The 306-nt window shown below is 67.0% G+C and carries 1 protein-coding gene; it reads left to right on the forward strand.

Annotation, left to right across the window (positions count from 1 at the left end; genetic code table 11):
• On the forward strand, positions 1-297 hold a 297-nt coding region (locus tag IH68_RS0149100; RefSeq protein WP_030950372.1), incomplete at its 5' end, for a transposase family protein.
• Positions 298-306: the final 9 nt, after the last annotated feature.

The raw sequence follows: 306 nt of genomic DNA on the forward strand, positions 1-306 counted from the left end.
GCCCGCGCCCACGGCATCGTCCAAGCGTGCCTGACCCGGCAGATTCTCGTGCTCGCCGACCGGGCCTACCAGGGTGCCGGCGCCACCGTCCGCACCCCCTACTACCACCACCACGAACAGCCCGAGCACTACCAGCAGTTCAACCGCGACCACGCCAGGCTGCGGGCTCCCGGGGAGCGCGCCTTCGCACAGCTGAAGTCCTGGCGGCTGTTACGGCGAGCCCGATGTTCAACCCGACGTATCGGCACCGCCGTCCAAGCCATCCACACCCTCTTGACCTGCGACTATTCAGGATGAAAGAGGTTC

The sequence above is a fragment of the Streptomyces sp. NRRL S-646 genome (genome assembly GCF_000720765.1).
GTDB lineage: Bacteria > Actinomycetota > Actinomycetes > Streptomycetales > Streptomycetaceae > Streptomyces.